General features: G+C 72.3%; 19 protein-coding genes. 6 read left to right on the top strand and 13 right to left on the bottom strand.

The window, feature by feature from the left end:
• Positions 1-4: 4 nt before the first annotated feature.
• Positions 5-535, top strand: a complete 531-nt coding sequence (locus ACFUNE_RS02650; protein WP_383561428.1) for a hypothetical protein — start codon at positions 5-7, stop codon at positions 533-535.
• 12 nt (positions 536-547) lie between these two features.
• Here ACFUNE_RS02650 and ACFUNE_RS02645 read toward each other — a convergent pair whose 3' ends face one another.
• Both ACFUNE_RS02645 and ACFUNE_RS02640 read right to left on the bottom strand, forming a co-directional pair.
• On the bottom strand, positions 548-1,327 hold the full coding sequence (locus ACFUNE_RS02645) for a DeoR/GlpR family DNA-binding transcription regulator (protein WP_383561426.1): 780 nt from the start codon (positions 1,325-1,327) through the stop codon (positions 548-550).
• A gap of 35 nt (positions 1,328-1,362) precedes the next feature.
• Positions 1,363-2,205: a ketose-bisphosphate aldolase gene (locus ACFUNE_RS02640; RefSeq protein ID WP_383561424.1), complete on the bottom strand. Its 843-nt coding sequence runs from the start codon at positions 2,203-2,205 to the stop codon at positions 1,363-1,365.
• Positions 2,206-2,506: 301 nt separating this feature from the next.
• Between ACFUNE_RS02640 and ACFUNE_RS02635 the strand changes: the two genes are divergently transcribed.
• Positions 2,507-3,403, top strand: a complete 897-nt coding sequence (locus tag ACFUNE_RS02635) for an RCC1 domain-containing protein (protein ID WP_383561422.1) — start codon at positions 2,507-2,509, stop codon at positions 3,401-3,403.
• A 149-nt stretch (positions 3,404-3,552) separates the two neighbouring features.
• Here ACFUNE_RS02635 and ACFUNE_RS02630 read toward each other — a convergent pair whose 3' ends face one another.
• Positions 3,553-4,401 carry an excalibur calcium-binding domain-containing protein gene (locus ACFUNE_RS02630; protein ID WP_383561420.1) on the bottom strand — a complete coding sequence of 283 codons (849 nt, stop codon included), beginning with the start codon at positions 4,399-4,401 and terminating at the stop codon, positions 3,553-3,555.
• A 195-nt stretch (positions 4,402-4,596) separates the two neighbouring features.
• Positions 4,597-5,478 carry a helix-turn-helix domain-containing protein gene (locus ACFUNE_RS02625; protein WP_383561418.1) on the bottom strand — a complete coding sequence of 294 codons (882 nt, stop codon included), beginning with the start codon at positions 5,476-5,478 and terminating at the stop codon, positions 4,597-4,599.
• A gap of 138 nt (positions 5,479-5,616) precedes the next feature.
• Between ACFUNE_RS02625 and ACFUNE_RS02620 the strand changes: the two genes are divergently transcribed.
• Both ACFUNE_RS02620 and ACFUNE_RS02615 read left to right on the top strand, forming a co-directional pair.
• The gene (locus tag ACFUNE_RS02620; RefSeq protein WP_383561416.1) at positions 5,617-6,312 is read left to right on the top strand and encodes an SDR family NAD(P)-dependent oxidoreductase; all 696 of its coding nucleotides are present in this window, start codon (positions 5,617-5,619) and stop codon (positions 6,310-6,312) included.
• 267 nt (positions 6,313-6,579) lie between these two features.
• On the top strand, positions 6,580-7,512 hold the full coding sequence (locus tag ACFUNE_RS02615; RefSeq protein ID WP_383561414.1) for a Ku protein: 933 nt from the start codon (positions 6,580-6,582) through the stop codon (positions 7,510-7,512).
• Positions 7,513-7,521: 9 nt separating this feature from the next.
• On the opposite strand, the gene ligD is transcribed toward ACFUNE_RS02615, so the two are convergent.
• The 8 genes from ligD to ACFUNE_RS02575 form a co-directional block, all read right to left on the bottom strand.
• Positions 7,522-8,481 (bottom strand): non-homologous end-joining DNA ligase, encoded by a 960-nt coding sequence (gene ligD / locus ACFUNE_RS02610; RefSeq protein ID WP_383561412.1) that lies wholly within the window; start codon positions 8,479-8,481, stop codon positions 7,522-7,524.
• A gap of 71 nt (positions 8,482-8,552) precedes the next feature.
• The gene (locus ACFUNE_RS02605) at positions 8,553-9,146 is read right to left on the bottom strand and encodes a dihydrofolate reductase family protein (protein WP_383561410.1); all 594 of its coding nucleotides are present in this window, start codon (positions 9,144-9,146) and stop codon (positions 8,553-8,555) included.
• Between the two features lie 60 nt (positions 9,147-9,206).
• Positions 9,207-9,803, bottom strand: a complete 597-nt coding sequence (locus ACFUNE_RS02600) for a hypothetical protein (RefSeq protein WP_383561408.1) — start codon at positions 9,801-9,803, stop codon at positions 9,207-9,209.
• Positions 9,804-9,977: 174 nt separating this feature from the next.
• Complete coding sequence (locus ACFUNE_RS02595; RefSeq protein ID WP_383561406.1) at positions 9,978-11,363, bottom strand: SGNH/GDSL hydrolase family protein; 1,386 nt, start codon at positions 11,361-11,363, stop codon at positions 9,978-9,980.
• A 126-nt stretch (positions 11,364-11,489) separates the two neighbouring features.
• A complete protein-coding gene (locus ACFUNE_RS02590) occupies positions 11,490-12,074 on the bottom strand; it encodes a cysteine hydrolase family protein (protein ID WP_383561404.1) in 585 nt (194 codons plus the stop codon).
• A gap of 85 nt (positions 12,075-12,159) precedes the next feature.
• Positions 12,160-12,459, bottom strand: coding sequence for a hypothetical protein (locus ACFUNE_RS02585; protein WP_383561402.1), 300 nt, complete (start codon positions 12,457-12,459; stop codon positions 12,160-12,162).
• 215 nt (positions 12,460-12,674) lie between these two features.
• Complete coding sequence (locus ACFUNE_RS02580; RefSeq protein WP_383561400.1) at positions 12,675-14,354, bottom strand: cellulase family glycosylhydrolase; 1,680 nt, start codon at positions 14,352-14,354, stop codon at positions 12,675-12,677.
• Positions 14,355-14,576: 222 nt separating this feature from the next.
• Positions 14,577-15,263 carry a hypothetical protein gene (locus ACFUNE_RS02575; protein ID WP_383561398.1) on the bottom strand — a complete coding sequence of 229 codons (687 nt, stop codon included), beginning with the start codon at positions 15,261-15,263 and terminating at the stop codon, positions 14,577-14,579.
• Between the two features lie 438 nt (positions 15,264-15,701).
• Between ACFUNE_RS02575 and ACFUNE_RS02570 the strand changes: the two genes are divergently transcribed.
• A complete protein-coding gene (locus ACFUNE_RS02570; protein WP_383561396.1) occupies positions 15,702-17,024 on the top strand; it encodes an FAD-binding oxidoreductase in 1,323 nt (440 codons plus the stop codon).
• 142 nt (positions 17,025-17,166) lie between these two features.
• Positions 17,167-18,039, top strand: coding sequence for an aminoglycoside 3-N-acetyltransferase (aac(3), locus tag ACFUNE_RS02565; RefSeq protein WP_383561394.1), 873 nt, complete (start codon positions 17,167-17,169; stop codon positions 18,037-18,039).
• A 90-nt stretch (positions 18,040-18,129) separates the two neighbouring features.
• Here the strand turns inward: aac(3) and ACFUNE_RS02560 are convergent, their stop codons facing one another.
• Complete coding sequence (locus tag ACFUNE_RS02560) at positions 18,130-18,996, bottom strand: GyrI-like domain-containing protein (protein WP_383561392.1); 867 nt, start codon at positions 18,994-18,996, stop codon at positions 18,130-18,132.
• Positions 18,997-19,047 lie beyond the last annotated feature (51 nt).

Here is a 19,047-nt window from a genome sequence, read left to right as displayed (position 1 = left end):
CCTCATGTTGATCCGAACCGGCCTGCGCGCCGCGATACCGGCCGTTGTCCTGGGAGCGTTCCTGGTGGGCTGCAGCGCGGCGACCACCACCGACGGGCCGGGCGGTGACGTCCCGTACGTGGACCCGTCCGTGGCCGCCGCGGCGGCGGAGGGGGCGCAGGCGTCCCTGATGCCGACGCCCTCGCCCACACCGACGCTCATCATCCAGGCGGACCCTGCCGCGCCGGAGCTCGTCCGCGACGCCTTCGCCGGGCTCCAGGCGACCTACCAGGACGGCTGCGCCCCAGGCGACGGGAACTGCGCCTACTTCCTGGGCCGGGTCAACGAGGAACTGGGCGGCCTGGGCAAGGCGATGAAGGCGGACAAGAAGGGGCCCGGCCACTTCGAGGAGCCGCTCGCCCGGATCGGCACGCTGAGCACGGCGCTGGACGGCGACGTCTCCACGGCCAACCTGGAGAAGCACCGCTCCGAGCTGCTCGGCACCCGGGACCGCGTCAACACCTGGATGCAGGGCCACCCGGAGGACTACCGCTGACCTGCGGCCGGATCACACCCGCAGGACGTCGATCCCCAGAGCGGTGAACTCCTCGACGACGTCCTCTGGCGCGTCCTTGTCCGTCACGAGGACGGACACCGCGCCGGTCTCGCAGACCTGGGCGAAGGCCCGGCGGCCGAGCTTGGAGGAGTCCGCGACGACGATCACCGTGCCCGCGCACTCGGCGAGGGCGCGGTTGGCGCCCGCCTCGGACTCGTCGTGCGTGGCCGCTCCGAAGCGGGGGTGCACCGCGTCCACGCCGAGGATCGTGTAGTCGAGGGCGAGGGCGCGCAGCACGGAGTCGACCAGGGGGCCGACGAGTTCGTACGAGTTCGGCCTGGCCACCCCGCCGGTGACGACGATCTTCACCTGGGGGCGGACCGCCAGCTCGTTGGCGATGTTGATCGCGTTGGTCACCACGGTCAGCGCCGTGCCCCCGCCCGACGGCTCGGGCCGCAGAGCGAGCTCCCTGGCGACCTCCGAGGTCGTCGTGCCGCCGTTGAGGCCGACGGTGGAGCCCGTCGGGACCAGCTCGGCCGCGGCCTTCGCGATGCGCTGCTTCTCGTCGGCCCGGCGGGCCGCCTTGTAGCGCAGCGGCAGGTCGTAGGCGACGGTGCTGACCACCGCGCCGCCCCGGGTGCGGGTCAGCAGGTTCTGCCGGGCGAGCTCGTCCAGGTCGCGGCGCACGGTGGCGGCGGAGCAGCCGAGCCGCTCGGCGGCGTCGAGCACGTCGAGGTGGCCCTCGTCGCTGAGGATCTCCAGCAGCCGGGTCCATCGTGTGTGTGCCGCCACCTGGTCCTCCTCGTCCTCCTGACTCGCAGCGAACCCTATCTCCCGGGCCGGGCCAGGACCTCCAGCAGGCGTGCGACCTCCGCGGCGACCGCGTCGCGGGCGGGGCCGAGGTAGGCGCGGGGGTCCGCGGCATCGGCGTGGGTGTCCAGATGGGCGCGTACGGCCCGGGTGAACAGCTTGTTCAGGTGCGTGGAGATGTTGACCTTCGTCATGCCGGCGCGGATTGCCGCGGCGAGGCCCGTGTCCCCGACACCCGACGAGCCGTGCAGGACGAGCGGCACCCCCACCGCGTCGCGCAGCCGGGAGATGAGCGCGAGGTCGAGGACGGCGTCGCGGGTCAGCATCGCGTGCGAACTCCCGACGGCGACGGCGAGCGCGTCGACGGCCGTGGCCTCGACGAACGCCCGCGCCTCGTCCGGATCGGTCCGCACGCCGGGGGCGTGTGCCCCGTCCTTGCCGCCGATCGCGCCGAGTTCCGCCTCCACCCAGACGCCGTGGCTGTGGCAGTACGCGGTGATCTCGCGGGTGGCGGCGACGTTGTCGTCGTACGGCAGCGCCGACGCGTCGAACATGACGGAGGTGAAGCCGAGCCTGACCGCCTCGCGCACCAGTCCGGCCGACTCGGCGTGGTCGAGGTGCACGGCCACCGGCACGCCCGCGGCGCGGGCGACGGCGAGCGAAGCGAGCCCGATGGGTTCGAGGGCGCCGTGGTAGCGGGCGGTGTTCTCGCTGACCTGGAGGATCACCGGCAGCCCGGCGGTATCCGCCCCGCTCGCGATGGCCTGCGCGTGTTCGATCTGTACGACGTTGAAGGCGCCGACGCCGGTCGCGCCGGTCCGGGCGCCGTGCGTGATCTCACCGGTGGATATGAGCGGCATGGGCTTCCTTCGCGGATGCGGGCTGCGTGAATGCGGGCGAGTAGTGCTCGAAGTTGCTCATTTATAGCTTGTTTGAAGCATGTAGGAAAAGAGTGGCCGTGGTTGAAGCGAAGCCGCGGAGGTGTGGCGGATGACTGCTCTCGGTTCTCTCTCGCGCCCGGAGTTGGCTGGTTAACGCCCCCTGGCAGCAGGGCCGGTGCACTTGGATGGCGATCACACCCGTGATCCACGAAGACCTTGCGAGGGTTGATCCATGCCGAACGGAATCGTCCGACTCCACCGTCTCGGAACGGCGTTGGTGATGAGTGGCCTCCTGGCCGCCTTGGTGGGGGCCCCCGCTGCCGCGGCAGGACCGTCCGGGGCGGCGCCCGCCGCGGACGCGGTCGTCTCCTGGGGAGGGAACAACGACTGGAGCGAGGGCACCGTCCCGGCCGAGCTGAAGTCGGGCGTCGACGCGATCGCGGGCGGGTACTTCCACGGCCTGGCGCTCAAGGACGGCCGCGTGCTGGGCTGGGGGACGAACTTCGACGGCCAGCTGACGATGCCCGCCGCGACGCAGTCGGGTGTGGACGCCATCGCGGCCGGGAACGACCACAGCCTGGCGCTCAAGGACGGCGAGGTCATCGCCTGGGGCAGCGACGAGTACGGGCAGACGGACGTGCCCGCCGAGGCCCGGTCCGGTGTCGACGCGATAGCCGGCGCCGGCCTGATGAGCCTGGCGCTGAAGGACGGCAAGGTGATCGCCTGGGGCAGGGACTGGAAGGGCCTGACGACCGTTCCCGCCGAGGCCGGATCGGGGGTCACCGCGACGGCCGGGAGCCTCTACACCGCACTCGCCGTGAAGAACGGAGGGGTGATCGCCTGGGGCGACAACACCTACGGCCAGACCACCGTGCCCGCGGAAGCGCGGTCCGGAGTGGACGACGTCGCCGGCGGCCTCTTCCACAGCTTGGCGCTCAAGGGCGGCAAGGTCATCGCCTGGGGCGACAACCGCTACGCCCAGACCACGGTGCCCACGGAGGCGCAGTCCGGGGTGTCGGCGATCGCCTCGGGCGAGTGGTACAGCCTGGCGCTGAAGAACGGCAAGGTCCTCGCCTGGGGCTCCGGACGCACCGAGGCGACGACGCCGGCCACTGTGAAGTCCGGGGTGACCGCCATCGCGGCGGGCCCGAACTCGGCTTATGCCCTGAAGGGCTGACGCAGCGAGTGCCGGCTCGGGTCGTGGCCTGCGTTCGCGCCACCGGCCTGCCGCGGCGCGTGCGACGGCGTGAGAGGCGAATCGAGCAGAGCAGCCGCCTCCGGTGAATCCGGAGGCGGCTGCCGCGGCGGTGACGAGGCAGCGGCCGGCTATTCGCAGGCGACTCCGTCGCCGTCCCGGTCCAGGTGGGATCCGTATCCGGGGTCTCCTCGGTGGATGGGGGCGGCCCCCGCGGCGCGGACGGCGGTGCAGTTGGCGTAGGAGGTGCTGCCTCCACCGGTCGAGCCGCCGGCCGAACTCCCGCCCGACGAACCGCCGCTCGAGCCCGACGATCCGTACGGCTCGCAGCCGACCCCGTCGCCGTCCCGGTCCAGGTGGGCGGCGTATCCGGGCTCACCGCGCCGGACGGGCACCGCACCGGCGGCCCGCGCGGCGTCGCAGTTCTCGTAGTACACGGACGGCTCGGCGGTTTTCGTGGCCTTCGCCTTGGGGGCCCGCGAGGGCGTCGGAGTGGGTGTGGGTGTGGGGGTCGGCTCGGAGACGGTGATCCGTACGACGGCGCTGTCGTCCGCCGGTCCCTTGCTCCTGCCCTTCAGGGCGACCGCGTACGTGAACTCGTCCTCGCCTGCGTACGTGCCGGTGGGGGTGTAGACGAAGGCGGCGCCCTCGACCGTGACGGTGCCGTGCGCGGCCTGGCTCTCCACGGTCAGGTCGTACTCGGCCGCTCCGTACGTGGAGAGGAGTGCGGCGTCGGTGCCGTCCTCCAGCTTCACGAGGTCGTTGGCCAGGGCCGCGATCGTGATCTCCTGCCCGGCCTCCGCGCCGGCCGTGTCGTCGGCGAGTGCGAGCGTCCGCTCCGCTGAGGGTGAAGCGGTCGCGGCCACGGGCTTCGCGTCCTGGCTCGCTCCCCCGTCGTCCCCGCATCCCGTCAGTGTCAGCGCCAGGACCGCGGCCCCGGCTGTCAGCGTCAGCCGGCCCTTTGTCACGCGTGTGTTCATGTGCCCCCCAGGGTGCTCTGTGGTGCTGTGCAGCCGAGGGGTGATGCTCGCAGCGGTGATCGGGCCGGGTGGGGCCTCCAGGGAAAGGAGGCGAAATTGTGATGAAGATGTGGAGGTGAGGTGTGGGCGCCTTGAAGGTCAAGGTGTGGGCCGGACCGTTCGCGCTTCCTGCGAGTCGGGGCGCGGTGCACCCCCTCAGGCCATGGCCTGCGTGCCGATGACGTCGAGCAGGGCGAGCCGGGCGGCGGCCTCGCTGCCCGGGGCGGCGGTGTACGCGACGACCCGCAGGTCGCTGCCGGCGGCGACCAGGACGTCGTAGTCGAGGGTGAGCGCCCCTACCTCGGGGTGGTCGATGGTCTTGGTGGCGGACTCGTGGGTGCCCACGATGCCCGATTCCCACAGCTCGGCGAACACCGCGCCGGCCTCCCGCAGTTCCTTGACCAGGGAGCGCAGGCCCAGATCGGCGGGGTAGCGGGCGGTCGCCGCCCTGAGGTCGGCGACCACGGCCGCCTCGAAGCTGTCGCGCTGCTCGGGCGTCAGGCTGATCCGGCCGTGGCGCCCGGTGAAGTGCCGCCAGGCGATGTTGCGTTCGCGTCCGCGCAGTGCGGACGGGTCGCCGAGGAGCGCCGCCCAGGAGGGGTTCCATTCGACGAGGTTCCACGCGGCGTCGTGGACGCTCAGCGGGGCTCCGTTCAGCTGGTCGAGCAGCCGGCGGAGTCCGGGCGGGATGTGGGCAGGGACGTGGCCGGGCCCGGGTTCGGGCTGACCCGCGAGGAGGTACAGGTAGGTGCGTTCATCGGCGGACAGGCGCAGGGCGCGGGCCAGCGAGGCGAGGACCGGCGGCGACGGCGACGTGGCCCGGCCCTGTTCGAGGCGGGTGATGTAGTCGACGGACAGGGCGGCGAGCTGGGCCAATTCCTCGCGCCGGAGCCCCGCCGCCCGCCGGACCCCGCCGGCGGGGAGGCCCACGGTGGCGGGGGAGAGCCGGTCGCGCCAGCCGTGCAGCGCCTTGCCCAGGTCGTTGGGGCCAGGGCTGCCGGACGGAGCCTTCGACGGTGCGTCCCTTGATGTGCTCACCCCGCCAGTATCCGCGCGGGGCCGCCGAACAGCCTGGTACTGCCAGTCCACCCGCTGAGGCGGGTACTGCCTGTCTCCCGCGGGTCCGAGAAGAGTGGACGCATCGACCGACCGCCTGCCGACCACGGGAGCGCCACCATGACCACCACCCTCGTCACCGGAGCGAACAAGGGCCTCGGCTTCGAGACCGCCCGCCGTCTCGTCGAGGCCGGGCACACCGTCTACGCCGGGGCGCGCGACACCCGGCTCGGGGAGGAAGCGGCGGCCCGCCTCGGTGCGCGCTTCGTCCGGCTCGACGTCACCGACGAGGAGTCCGTCGAGGCCGCCGCCGCCTTCGTGCGCGAGGACGCGGGCCGGCTGGACGTCCTCGTCAACAACGCGGGGATCGCCGGCGCCCGCAAACCGGTGGGCGAGACGTCCGGGGCGGACATGAGGAACACCTTCGAGACCAACGTCTTCGGCGCCGTACGCGTGACCAAAGCCTTCCTGCCGCTGCTGGAGGCAGGGAAGGACCCGGTCGTCGTCAACGTGGCCAGCGGCCTCGGTTCGCCGGCGGCGACGAACGACCCCGACCGCATCGAGTTCACCGTCGCCTCGCTCGACTACAACTCGTCCAAGACCGCGCTGGTCATGGTGACTTCGCAGTACGCGAAGGCCTACCCGGGCATCAGGTTCAACGCCGTGGACCCCGGCTACACCGCCACCGACCTCAACGGGAACACGGGCCACAACACCGTGGAGGACGGGGCCGGGGTCATCGTCCGGATGGCGCTCATCGGCTCGGACGGCCCGACCGGCGGCTTCTTCGACGAGGGCGGCGTCGCCGCCTGGTGATCCCGGCTCCCCGACGCCCGCACCGGGCGCCGGGAGCTGTTCCCACGGCCTGGCGCGCCCGGTCGTTGGTCGAGACGGACCTGCCGCGTGGGCGCCCTCCAGGGTGCCCCGCCCTGGTGATCCACATGCGGTCCGGAGGCGGGCGAGCGAGGATCGTGGGTACGGGCGGTGGCCCGGACGCGCCTCGGCCCCCTCGGGCCGGTTCTCCCTTCCGGGCGCTCCGGTCCGCCTCCCGGCCAAGCCACCAGGGGGGTCTGGAGGTACCGGATGCCGCGGCCCCTGTGGACAGGAGCGATCAGCTTCGGGCTGGTCACCATCCCGATCAAGGTGGTGTCCGCCACCGAGAACCACGCGATCTCCTTCCACCAGTACCACCAGGAGGACATGGGCCGGATCCGCACCCGCAAGGTGTGCGAGATCGACGGCGAGGTCCTCTCGCAGGAGGAGATCGGCAAGGGCTACGAGGTCGCCAAGGACCGGACGGTGCCCGTCACGGACGAGGAGCTCGACCGGATGCCGCTGCCGACGGCGAAGGCCATCGAGATCGTCGCGTTCGTCGACGCCGACGGCATCGATCCCGTACGGATCAGCGACAGTTACTACCTCGCGGTCGACGGCCAGGTCGCGGCGAAGCCGTACACGCTGCTGCGGAAGGCGCTGGAGCGCAGCGACAAGGTCGCCGTGGCGAAGTTCGCCTGGCACAACCGTGAGCGGCTCGGCCTGCTGCGGGTGCGGGAGGACGCGATCGTGCTGCACTCGATGCGCTGGCCGGACGAGATCCGGAGCCCCGAGTCCCTGGCCCCCCGGGAGACCGAGCTGGACGAGGACGAGATCGAGCGTGCCGTGCAGCTCACCGACAGCATGGCCCTGGACGGCATCTCCGGCTTCCGTGACCACTACCGGGAGGCGCTGGAGGAGCTGCTCGCGGCCAAGTCCGAGGGAAAGGCGCTCCCGGCGGCGGCGGGGGAGGCGGAGGAGGAACCGGGGAAGGTCATGGACCTGATGGCGGCACTGAACGCGTCGGTGAAGGCCGCCAAGGAGACGCGGGGCGAGGACGCGACCGTGCACGAGATGAAGCCCGGCAGGTCCCGGGCCCGGAAGAAGGCCGCCCCGGCGGCGAAGAAGGCCGCCTCCGGCAAGGCGGCGGCCAAGAAGCAGCCGGCCAGGAAGACGGCCGCGAAGAAGCGGACGGCCTCCTGACCCGGGCCGTCACCCGATGTCGTCCGGGGCCAGGTCCGGACGCAGCCGGTGCCAGGAGGGCTGGCGCAGCCGTCCCGCCTTCGTCCGGGTCGAGTACCGCACCTCACCCACCAGCCGGGGCAGCACCCAGTGGGCGCCCGCGACCGGAGGCGTCTCGTCGAAGGGGCAGGTGTCGACCGCGGCGACCCGGAGGAGCTCGGCGAGCCTGGTCCGCTCGGCATCGCTCCACCCCGTGCCGACGCTGCCCGCGTAGCGGAGGCCTCCCGGGTGCCGCTCGCCGACGAGCAGTGCCCCCGGCAGGCCGCCCAGCCGGCCGCGTCCGGGCACCCAGCCGCCGACGATCACGTCCACCGTGCGGGCATGGCGGATCTTGATCCACGTGCGGGCGCGGACCCCGGGCTCGTACACGGAGCTCAGCCGCTTCGCGACCACGCCCTCCAGCCCGGCCTCCCGCGTCATGGCCAGGGCCTGCTCGCCGTGCCCGACGACGACCGAGGGGGTCGACCAGCGCGGCCCGTCCAGCCCGAGCCCCTCCAGCGCCGCCCGCCTCTCCGTCCAGGGCAGCGGCGCGAGGCTCCTGTCCCGCAGGAACACGGCGTCGAACAGCACCAGGTGGGCCGGGACGCGCTGCGCCGCACGCGCGGCTTTCGCGGGTGAGCCGGAGAGCCCCATCCGCTGCTGCAGCCGCTCGAAGTCGCTGCGCCCCCGGTCGTCCAGGGCGACGATCTCGCCGTCCAGCACCGCGGGTACGCCGCCGAGTGCCGGCCCGAGTGCCGCCAGGTCCGGATAGGCCGGGGTGATGTCGGCCCCGGACCTGGCCAGCAGCCGGACCGTGCCGTCCCCGGGGAGGTAGGCCATGGCCCGCTGGCCGTCCTGCTTCACCTCGTACGCCCACTGCTCGTCCACGGCGCTGGGCGGCAGGCGGCCGGGAGCGGCGAGCATGGGGGCGAACCGGGGCAGAGTGGCCATGGCGGCAGCCTCTCAGCAGACGCGGCGCGCGGCCGGTCGTCACGGCCGGTGCTCCCGCGCGGCGGTGGGGACTACGCCTGGTCGGCCGCGCGGTAGGTGCACACGTGCACGCCGGTGCCGCTGATCACCGTCGACACCAGTTCGAGAGGGCGCAGCGCACCGTCACCGGGGAAGATCGTCTTACCGCCGCCGACGATCACGGGCATGATCATGAGCTTCAGCTCGTCGGCCAGACCCTCGTGCAACAGGGTCCGCGCCAGCGTGGGACTCCCCATGACCAGCAGGTCGCGGCCCTCGGCGGCGCGCAGCTCCCGGATGCGGGCCACGGCCGTGTCGCCGGGGATGCGCGTGGTGTTGGCCCAGGTCAGCTTGGAGTCCCCGAGGGTGCTGGAGACGACGTGCTTCGGGATGGAGTTCATCCGGTCGGCGAAGGGGTCGCCCGCCCGCTCCGGCCACGCCCCCGCCATCGTCTGCCACGTCCGGCGCCCGAAGAGCAGCGCGTCGGCGTCGCTCAGCGCCGTGTCGAAGGCGCCGCCCACCACCTCGTCGAAGAACGGGTGCGACCAGCCGCCCTGCGTGAAGCCGTTGTCGGTGTCCTCCTCGGGCCCGCCGGGGGCCTGTACGACGCCGTCCAGGCTCATGAACTCACTGATGACGATGCGCACGGCTTCGCTCCTCTTTCCGCTCCGGGTGTACGGCTGTGAAGACTGCCGTACACCCGGAAACTAATCGGACCTTTGCGCGGACGTGCCGGCCGAAGGTGACATCGAATTCGTGGAGGACGTCGGGGAGGGTGCCGGAGCGGACGTCGTGGAGGACGTCGAGGCGGGCGCCGGAGCGGGTGGAGTCGTCCGGGCGAGGGTCCTGCACCTCTCGTCGGCGGTCTCGCGGGCGGCGACGCGCAGCTTCCCGCCCTGATCCGGCGTCACGTCGAAGACGTAGCACCCCTCGACGATCGTCTCGTGGGTGAGGAGGAAGCCCGGTCCCGCGCCCCAGAGTTCGGCGGTGATCCTGACCGTCCCGGCCTTCCGGTCGACGGCGAGCAGTCCCCGTGACGGGCCGCTCCTGCCCAGGTGCGCCGCGATCTCGGTGTCCGTCAGCCGGCCGTCGGCCGCTGCCCCGGCGAGGCGCTCCGTGTGCGAGCGGACGCCTTCGCGTAGATCCGCACGGGCCGCGTCCTCGTTGCGTCCGGGCTCGGTCACCAGCCAGATCCACGCGACGACGACGAGGGCGAGACACACGACGAGGACCGCGAGGCAGCTCCGGAAGACGTACGTGCCGGCCGTCCTCACCGCCCCGCTGCTCCCCGCCGGCCTGTCCATGTGGACAGCCTGAGGGGAGGCGGGGAGCGAGGCCGGGGGAGAGACCGATCCGTGACCGGATCGCCCGCTGCGGGCAGCGGCCTCTCGGGTGCCCCGGCCGGGGCCCACCCGCCGTTCACCCGCCCGATCAACGAGTGAACGGCGCCCGCGGGGTCGACCGTGCCGCGCAGACGCTCAGTTGTAGCCGAACCCCCGGGGCAGCGGGGCCTGGCGGAACAGGTGGGCGGGGACGGAGTCGGCCATGGCGCGGTAGCCCGTGGGATTGAGGTGGAGGTGGTCGCCGGTGTCGTACGGGGCCCGGAGCTGCCGGGGGGCCTGCGGGTCGCGGACGGTCCGGTCGAAGTCGATCACGCTGTCGAAGCGCCCGCTCGTGCGGATCCAGGTGTTGACGGTCTGCCGGGCCTGCTCGCGGTGCCCGTCCGGGTCGTCGTAGCCCGTGTTTCCGCCCATGGGGGTCAGCGTCGCCCCGTACACGCGGATGCCCTGGGTGTGGGCCCTGGTGATGATCTGCTCGTACGCGGCGACGACGTCGGCCGCGACCTGCTTCTGGGCGGCCGGAGAGGCCTTGGCCGTGCCGATGTCGTTGATGCCCTCGAAGACCAGCAGCCAGTCCACGCCGCTCTGTGCGAGGACGTCACGGTCCAGGCGGGCCAGCCCGTTGGGCCCCAGGCCGTCGTTCAGCAGGCGGTTTCCGCCGGCCGCCTGGTTGACCACGGCGGTCTTCGACGTGGCGGCCCCGGACCTCAGCCGCTTCTGCAGCAGGTCCGGCCAGCGGTCGTTCATGTTGGTGGTGGAGCCTCGGCCGTCGGTGAGCGAGTCGCCGAGCACCACGGCCGCCGAGGTGGTGCTCCTCGACCAGACCTCGACGCCGCTGAGGAAGTACCAGTGGTCCGTGGGCGTCGCACCGGGCAGGTCCGCGTCGGCCACGTGGTCGCCGGCCCGCAGATAGGACGTCGTACGGGAACCGGGGTGCGAGGTGATGGACGTCGAGGCCTGACCGGTTGCCAGATACACCGTCGCCGTGAGGTCCGACCCCGGTGCGAGCGTGAAGTCCAGTGGGTCCGAGACCGCTTGGGAGCCCATCGGGACCGACACCGAGGAGCGGCCCTGGAAGGTCACCGGGCGCGCGGACCCGGCCTCGACCGCGCTCGTCCCCGCCCTGCCGTCGAGCGGCAGGGCCACGGAGACCTTGGTGATCGGCAGCGCGGCGCCTCCGAAAGCGTTCGAGAAGCGCAGCCGGATGTGGTCACCGCCCGCCGAGACATGGACCGTCTGGCGCAGCGTGGCATCCGTCAGGACCGAGTCGCCCTGGGTGAACGGCGCCGGGGGCATGTTGCCCGGCTCCGTCAGCTGCGGCATGGACGTCCAGGTGCTCACCCAGCGGGCGTTGCGCTCGTCGGGCGCCGGTGAGCTGCCCGGACCGTGGCCGTCCCCGGCGCCCAGTGCGGGGGAGACGGCCACGGCGGCGAGCGCGGCTGCGGCGAACAGGCTGAGGATCGACGATCTTCGGATCACGGTGGTGCTCCCTCTGGGTGGGTGGGGGAAGCAGGGTGAATCCATGGATGTGGACAGCGTGTTCACTGAGGTCCGGGGGATTCGAGCGGCAGGCTAGCCGCTCCGATAAATTTCGGTCAATGCTTCGAAACGTTCGAAAACTTTCGGTGGGGGACGGCCGGTGAGGCACGATCAGGAACCGCTGGGCCGGGGGGCGGTGAACGTGACGTCAGCGGACCGGGCCGTGACGTCGGCATCCCTGCTCAGGGGCCAGGCGGCGACCCGCGAGACCGTGGCCGCCGGAACCGCGGGGCTGATACCGGGCTCCGCCGGGATGTCGTACGTCGCGTGGGCGTCGTGAGGCATGACCACCCGGTAGCCCCGGGCCACGGCCGTCCGGGCCGTGGCCTGCACGCACATCTCGGACATCAGGCCGCAGACGGCCAGTGACCGCACACCCGACGCGGTCAGCAGGGACTCCAGCGGGGTCTCCTGGAACGCGTCGTCATGGGTCTTGCGGATCGCCACCTCCGCGGGTCCCGCCTCCACGGAGTGGTGGAGCTCCCAGCCCGCGGTGTGGGGCTCGTCGTCCGCACCGGCCGGCCCGTCGTTCTGGACGTGGACGACGAGCGCCCCGGCCGCCCGCGCCCGTGCGATCAGTCCGGCCGTACGGTCCACGAGACGCGCCGCCTCGGGCAGCGCGCCGCCGCCGCGGACGAACGCCTGCTGTACGTCCACAACGATGAGTGCGTGAAGGGGAGTTGCGTGAAGCGTCATGCCGCCATGATGGCCTGGGGTGTTGCGCGCCCGGTACGCGGCCTGCACGCCCGGCCCGCGGCCCGCGTGCCCGGTCCCCGCGTGCTCAGTGCGTGCCCTGCGCGCCCAGTGCGTGGCCCGCGAGGGAGAGGCGCATCGCGCACGCGTCCTCCGCCTCGACGGTGACGGGGATGCCCCAGTGCGCGCTCAGCATGCGGCCCACGGCGACGAGCCGCCGGCGTTCCTCGGGGCTGTACGCGGGGAAGCGGGCCCAGCCCCGATCGGCGATGACATCGCCCAGCTCGGTGAACAGGGTGGCTCTGGCCCGCTGTTCCTCGTCGCTCGTGAGCGGGGTGGGTCCGGTGCCGGGCCCCACGGGGCGCACGTTGTACAGGTCGCGGGTCATGGGGCCATCCTCGCAGAGACGCCTGCCTCGCGCCCGGCTCCGAGGGCGCGCTCGCTGTCCCGCCGTGCCGCTGTCCCGCCGTGCGGCTGTCCCGCCGTCCCGCTGTCCCGCCGTGCGGCTGTCCCGCCGTCCCGCCTGCACGCCGGGAAGCGGTGGACGGCCGGGCCGCGACCGGCAGGGGGTGTGGCCCCTGCCGGCCGGGTGGTCGGGCCGGGTCAGGCCTTCGTGCAGGTGTTGCCGCTCAGTGAGAAGGCTGCCGGGGCCGTGTTGGTGCTGCCCTTGGTGCCCGTGAAGCCGAGTGTGACCGAGCCCTTCGCCGCGATCTGCGCCGTGTATCCGGCCGGTGCGACACCGACCGCCGAGCCGGTCTGCGTGGGGGTCCCGCCCCACATGTTGGAGACGGTCTGGCCGTTGGCGAAGGAGAAGGCGAGGTTCCAGCCGTTGATGACGCTCGTGCCGGTGTTGCGGATGATGATCTCGCCCTGGAACCCGCCGGGCCACTCGCCGACCACCCGGTAGCCGACGGAGCAGCCCACGCCCGGCGTGGGTCCGCTCGTGTCCGTGGTGACGCCCACCGTGGCGGACCGGGCCGAGCGGTTGCCGGCCGCGTCACGGGCGTAGACGGCGAACGTGTACGCCGTGTTCGCGGTGAGGCCGGTCACCGTGACGCTGTTGGAGGTGGACGAGGCGGCCGTGGTCTCGGTGCTGCCGCTGACCCGGACGACGTCGTATCCGGCGATGGCAACGTTGTCGGTCGCCGCGGCCCATGTGAGGGTGGCGGAGGTGGCCGTCACCGCGGAGGCGGCCGGAGTGCCGGGGGCGGTCGGGGCCTGGGTGTCGCCGGGGTTGCCGCCGCCACCGAAGACGGTGGCCTCCTCGGAGGTCTGCGCGATGCCGTCGGCGCCGTGGAAGATGCGCTCACCCCAGGAGCTCAGCCGGCTCGGGTCGAAGTCGATGGCCAGGTCGAGGATCGGGTCGGTGTTGCCGCTCCAGGACCACGCCAGGTAGCCGAGGCCGAGCTCCTCGGCCGTGGCCATCATGGTGTCCTCGTCCGGGTCGCCCCACTGGTCGGCCGGTCCGCCGAACTCACCGATGAGGAGGGGCAGTCCGGCGTCGACGAAGGCGTTCAGGTAGTCGGTGACCGCCTGGGCCGTGTTGTAGACGCTGTACATGTGGATCGAGAAGATCAGGTTGCCCGTGGTGTCGGCGTCGTACACGGCCTGGGCGTTGGCGCGCATGACGCCCTGCCAGTCCTGGCCCCAGTTGGGTGCGTCCACCATGATCGTGTGGGCGAAGCCGGCGCCGCGCAGCTTCTGGACGGCGGCGGTCGTGGGCGCGGTCCAGCCGGCGGGGTTCGTGTTTCCCCAGGGTTCGTTGCCGATGTTGATGATGACGTAGTCCTCCTGGCCCGCGAGGACGTCCTTGAGGCTGATCCAGTAGTCGGCGGCGTGGTCGAGCGTGCCCGCTGCCGCGTCCTCGCCGTAACCGGTGGTGTCGTGCACCTCCAGTACGCAGATCAACCGGTTGGTCTTGCAGTCGTCGATGATGCCCGCGACTTCCGCGGGGCCGTTCTTCGTCCAGCGGTGGCCGTCGGAGAGGACCACGCGGACGGTGTTGGCGCCGAAGGCCTTGATGTCGGCAAGTGACTGCGTCTCGCCCGGGTACCAGGTGTGCGCGTGGTTGACGCCGCGCATGACGAAGTCGTTGCCGTTGCCCTCCAGCAGCCGGCCGTCGCTGATGTGCAGGCCGGTGGCCGCGGCCTTCGCCCGCACGGGGCTCGCCTGCGCCGCCGCCGGGCCGAGGGCGCCCAGCAGGACGACGCCGAGAAGGGCGGCGAGGCCCTTCATGAGGACGGCCAAGGGGCTTCTTCGTGCTGTGCTCGTTGCTGATCTCACTGCGACTCCAGAAAGGTGGGTGCCGGGTGACGCAAACATCGGATGAGATGTGGGAGCGCTCCCATGAAGCCACCTCGGCAGGGGCACGTCAAGACATCGCACAGACTTCGGCGCCCTGGCCGTGCGGCGCGACATGCCGCAGGGCCCGCACCCGTGGGCGCGGGCCCCGTCGCCGGCCCGTCGGGTCCCGAGGGGAAAGGTCGGACGTCGTGTGACGGCCCGTCAGGCCTTGCTGGTGCAGATCGCGTCGTACGGACGTCCCGGGCTCGGGAACAGCTCGATGGGGTTGTCCGCGGCCGCCGGGCACTCCTCGGCGGTCTTGGCCAGGGCGAGGACCTTGTTGCCGCCGCCGCTCGCGCAGGCGACCTCCTTCGCCTGGTCGTCCACGCAGTCGCCCACGACGAGCTGCCCGCCGCCCGCACCCGCGTCGCCGGGGTGGTCGCCGGAGAGGTTGCGGCCGCAGACGGTCTTGCTGGGCAGGCCGGCGCTCGCGTCCCCGCCGAAGGACACCTTCACCGAGATGATCTCGTCGGTGCCGGCCGGGCACTCGACGGCCCCGGCGAAGATCTCGCCGTCCTTGATCTCGAGCGCCTTGATCGTCGCCTTCGGGTCGTCGCAGTCGAGGGCCTGGAAGCCGTCCTTGGACTCGCTCGTGTCGGGCCCTGCGCAGTCGCCGACCTTCCAGTCCTTCGCGTCCTGGTTGCTGCCCCCGCCGCTCGACGACCCGCCGCGGCTCTTCGACGATCCGCCCCCGCTGTCCGAGAACGGCCCGCACGCCGTCGTGGCTCCGAGCGCCAGGGCCAGGACCAGGACGCCCTTCGCACAGTTCCGGAGGGACGTACGAGCGCCGCGCGGCGAGGGGGAGGCGGGGCCGGTGTGCCGGGGTCTGGTGCTGGCGTGGACGGTCATGCTGCTCCTCGGATACGTGGCGTGTCCCACACGGCACCCGCTGTATCCGTGCGGTGGTTCGGGCGTGAGGACGGCCGGACCGCGCGGTGCGGTTCCCGGAGTCTGTGGAGTCTCTGTGAACGGAGCGGGCCCGGAAGCGACGGGCCGGACGGTCTCGGCCGACGCGTGCGTCGCAGGCGACGGCCTCGGACCGGCCGACGGCACGCGTACGGGGCCCGGTGATGAGGACGGCGCGGCGCGCTGCCCCGGCAGGCCGTTGAACGCGTAAGAACCGTACGACGGCGTACAAATGGAGAGGTTCGGCGCAGCGTGTTAGCGTGATCACATCCGCACCTTCCTGTCCTCGATTTTCGCGAGGAGATGGTGAACATGGCGCGGGATTCTCTGTTCCACACGTCTCGGGCCGCCCGGTCGGGCACTGCCTCACGGCACGCCCCTGTGGACTGGGACGCTCTCGGCCGCAAGCTGCGCGGCACGCTGCTGCGACCGGGGTCTCCAGGATTCGAGGACGCCCGGAAGCTGTTCAATCCGCTCAATGACGACCATGTGCCCGCTGCGGTGGCGCAGTGTGAGTCTCCGTCGGACGTCAGCGAGGCGGTACGGGCCGGTGCCGGCAGGGTGCCTCTGGCCGCCCGTAGCGGTGGGCACTCCTACACGGGCTATTCAGCGCCGCACGGCGGACTCGTCGTCGACCTGCGCCGCATGTCGGCCGTGACCGTCGAAACGGACGGGACCACGACCGTCGGTGCGGGGGCGTCACTGCGAGACGTCTACACCACACTGGGGCAGGCGAACCGCTGTCTGCCCGCGGGGTCCTGTTTCACCGTCGGCATCGCCGGGGTGACACTGGGCGGCGGAATCGGCGTACTCCAGCGCAGGTTTGGGCTCACCATCGATCATCTTGCGGCCGCCGAGATCGTCACTGCGGACGGGCGGACGCTCAAGGTCTCAGCTGTACGCACCCCGGACCTGTTCTGGGGGCTGCGGGGTGGTGGCGGCGGCAACTTCGGGATCGTCACGCAGTTCACCTTCGTGACCGACCCGGCACCCGCGCTGACCCTGTTCGTGGTGGTCTTCCCCTCGGGCAAGGTGACCGAGGTGCTGAGCGCCTGGCAGCCATGGATCTCGGCCGCCCCCCGGGAGCTGTGGGCGAACCTCAACATCTCGGGTGGCGATCCGCCGGGATGCCGGGTCGCCGGCTGCTTCGTCGGGCCGAGCAACGCGTGTCACCCCCTGTTGGACGACCTGATCGCGCGCTGCGGCGTTCTGCCCAGTCGCAGGACGGTGCACGACCGTGACTTCTTCAACGCCATGCGCTTCTTCGCCGGCCGGCCCGACCGGGAGTCGTTCGTCGCCTCGTCGCGCGTTCTGAACGCGCCCGCCGCCGACCCGGCCGCAGTGACGTCTCTGCTCACCGGGCGCACGGGCACGGCGCTCATCCTCGATCCTCTCGGCGCTGCGGTGGCCGATGTCGGCGCCCAGCAGACCGCCTTTCCGCACCGGAGCGCCTTCGCCACCGCGCAGGTCTACGCCTCGGCCACGGCGGCGTCCGAAGCCGAGGTGACGAAGAGCGTCGCCGAGGTGGTGGCCGGACTGGCGGCGCAGGGCATCGGGGGCGGGTACGTCAACTACATCGATCCGGCCCTCCCGGACTGGGCGGAGTCCTACTACGGGCAGAATCTGGGGCGGCTGCGCTCCGTCGCGCACGACTACGACCCGGACAAGGTCTTCGACTTCACGCAGGGGCTCAGCCGGGTCTGACGTTCTCTTCTCGACGTGGTGGCCGGACATGGCCGGCTCCGTGAGAGCCGTACCGATCCCGCCTCCGGGCCGCCGGTGGCCGGTCGGCGCCGGACAGCACCGATCGGCAGAACCTCGCCGGTGAGGCGATAGCGTCGCCTCCATGGATGCAGCCTCCTCCGACCAGGCAGCCCTGCTCGCGCGCGCCGACGGTCCCGTCACCCGCGGCCGGCTCGTCCGCGACCTGGCCGCGCTGGGTCTCGCCGAGGGCGACACCGTGATGTTCCATACGCGGATGTCCGCCATCGGCTACGTGGCCGGCGGCACACAGGCCCTCATCGGGGCGCTCACCGAGGCCGTGGGGGAGCGGGGGACCCTCATGGTGACCTGCGGCTGGAACGACGCCCCGCCGTACGGTTTCACCGGCTGGCCGCAGCCCTGGCAGGACGCCGTACGGGACGGACACCCGCCGTACGACCCGCTGTTGAGCGAGGCGGACCACGACAACGGCCGCCTCCCGGAGGCGTTGCGCCGGTGGCCCGGGGCCGTCCGCAGCCGCCACCCCGACGTGAGCTTCGCGGCGCTCGGGGCCGCGGCCACCGTGCTGACGGCCGACCACCCGTGGGACGACCCGCACGGCCCCGGCAGTCCGCTCGCGCGGCTGGTCGCCCTGGACGGCCGGGTGCTCATGCTGGGCGCGCCGCTGGAGACCCTCACCCTCCTGCACCACGCGGAGGCGCTCGCCGATGCGCCCGGCAAGCGGTTCGTGGAGTACGAGCAGCCGGTCCTGGAGAGAGGGCGGCGCGTCTGGCGCCGGTTCCGCGACATCGACTCGTCGGGCGGGGCCTTCGACTACTCCTCGGTCACGCCCGTCGGCCAGGACCCGTTCGAGACGATCGCGCAGGACATGCTGGCGGCCGGCATCGGGAGGCGGGGGAAGGTGGGCGCCGCCGACAGCCACCTCTTCGAAGCGGGCGAGGTCGTTGAATTCGGCCTGGCCTGGATCGGGGAGAAGCTGGGCGGCGGCGCCCCGTAGCCGCCCCGGGACCGTCCGGGCAGAAGCGGCCCGCAGGCGCCCCGGGCCGCTCGGGCGGGAGAGACGCGGCCCGTAGCCGACCCGGACCGCTCAGGCGGGCGACCGCTCCACGGGGATCCACAGCTCCGCGTCCGCCTGCGTCCCGTCCTCGGAGAGCCGTACGCTCAGGATCTCGGGCCCCGGCCTGCTGCCGTAGGGGTTCGACGGGAACCACTGGGTGAAGACGTCCCGCCACAGGTACTGGAGCGCCTGCGGAAACGGGCCGGAGTTGTCGAAGACCGCCCACAGACCGGCCGGGACCTCCAGGGCGTCCATGTCCTCGGGCACCTCGGCCCCTGTCACCACCCCGTGGTAGTAGTCGAGTTCGGTCCCCTCGGCCCGGCTCGGGTCGAGCTGGTCGCTCACCCCGACGATCCCTGCGGGCTCCTGGTCGGCCAGCGCGGCGATGCGCTCCACCGTGTCCTTGGGGAGGGACCGGATGAAGTCGGCGATCGCCGGATTCGCCCCCTCATGGACGAGTGGTACGCGGGCCCTCCTGCCGACGACACGGAACGCGCCCTTGTCCACGATCCTGTACCGCATGCTGCTGCTCCCTTCGATGACGAGGCGGAAGGACATCCGGGGCTGGGAGTGCAGTGCCGCACCGGTCCGCCGGGCCTCGCCCGGGCCCACACCGTGCATGGTGCGGAACGCCCGCGCGAAGGCCTCGCCCGAGCCGTAGCCGTAGCGGGTCGCGACGTCCAGCAGCGTCCGGTCCCCCGCGAGCACCTCGGCGCCCGCCAGGGTGAGGCGTCTGCGCCGGATGTACTCCGACAGCGGGAGGCCCGCCAGCGCCGAGAACATCCGCCGGAAGTGGTAATCCGACGTCATCGCGATCCGCGCCAGACCGGCCACGTCGATCGGCTGGTCGAGGTGGGACTCGATGTGCTCCATGGCCTGGTTCAGCCGGTCCAGCATCCCGGGCTCCTTCCCTTTCGGTGCCTCACGTTAGGGAGGGACCACCCTGCC

Origin of the sequence: Streptomyces sp. NPDC057287, from assembly GCF_042667905.1 — a bacterium.
In the GTDB taxonomy this organism is placed as follows: Bacteria; Actinomycetota; Actinomycetes; order Streptomycetales; family Streptomycetaceae; genus Streptomyces.
The sequence above is the reverse complement of the archived record's forward strand: the minus strand, read 5'-3'. Positions and strand labels throughout refer to the sequence as shown.